Origin of the sequence: Brucella daejeonensis (assembly GCF_014199265.1) — a bacterium.
GTDB lineage: Bacteria > Pseudomonadota > Alphaproteobacteria > Rhizobiales > Rhizobiaceae > Brucella > Brucella daejeonensis.
Map to the genome: position 1 here is coordinate 1 of NZ_JACIJG010000054.1, position 1,150 is coordinate 1,150.

A 1,150-nucleotide genomic window follows, 5' to 3' on the forward strand; every position below is an offset into this window, starting at 1 on the left:
TGGCCTGCCCCTATGATGTGGTCCGGTTTCAATCTTAATGCATGATCGGCTTCTGAGCCATCATCTGGGCAGATGATGGCGCTGACCCGCGTGACGGCGCGGGCCAGATTATGGCCTCCGGTGCTGGCGGTTTATAGCCGAGCGATGAGTGTGGCCGCTCGGTGTTGTAATAGCGCCGCCATGCCTCGATGATGACCTTGGCCTCGGCGAGGCTGTAGAAGATCTCACCGTTGAGCAGTTCATCTCGGAGTTTCGAGTTGAAGCTCTCGCAGTAGCCGTTCTCCCACGGGCTTCCCGGCTCGATGAACGCGGTCTTCGCACCGACGGCGACAATCCACTCCCGCACCGCTTTGGCGATGAACTCCGGGCCGTTGTCGGAACGAACATGGCCGGGCACACCGCGCAGGATGAACAGGTCCGACAGGGCGTCGATGACGTCGGTCGAGTTGAGTTTGCGAGCGATGCGGATCGCCAGGCACTCCCGGGTGAACTCGTCGATGATGTTGAGCATGCGGAACTTTCTGCCATCGTGGGTCCGGCCCTCGACGAAGTCATAAGACCAGACATGGTTGGGGTGCTCCGGCCGAAGCCGGACGCACGATCCGTCATTCAGCCAGAGACGACCTCGCTTCGGTTGCTTCTGGGGAACCTTCAGCCCCTCCCGCCGCCAGATGCGTTCGACACGCTTGGCGTTCACCGTCCAGCCCTCGGACCGCAACATCGCCGTGATCCGACGATAGCCATAGCGGCCATACCGGGAAGCGAGCCGGATAATGTCGGCGGTGAGCGCCTCTTCATCCGGCCGGCCTTGGGGCTTCTTGCGCTGGGTCGAGCGATGCTGGCCGAGGACCTTGCAGGCAAAGCGCTCCGAAACGGAGAACTTTGCCATGACATGATCGACGCAGCGACGGCGGCGGGCGGGGCTCAGTAGTTTCCCGAAGCAGCCTCTTTCAGGATCAGCTTCTCGAGCGTCAGGTCCGAAACCGCCTTGCGGAGCCGATCGTTCTCTTTCTCAAGCTCCTTGAGACGCTTCACCTGATCGCCCTTCAGGCCGCCAAACTCCTTGCGCCACCGGTAATACGTGAACTGCGTCACGCCGATCGTGCGAACCGCCTCGCCAACCGATTTTCCTTGCGACAGCAGAACATCG

1 protein-coding gene is annotated in these 1,150 nt (G+C 61.4%); it reads right to left on the bottom strand.

Annotation, left to right across the window (positions count from 1 at the left end):
* Positions 1-34: 34 nt before the first annotated feature.
* A protein-coding gene (locus FHS76_RS22420) for an IS3 family transposase (RefSeq protein WP_183658546.1) occupies positions 35-1,150 on the bottom strand; the annotation gives its coding sequence in 2 pieces (ribosomal slippage) (positions 35-939 and positions 939-1,150; 1,117 coding nt annotated over the 2 pieces). This gene is flagged as partial in the annotation.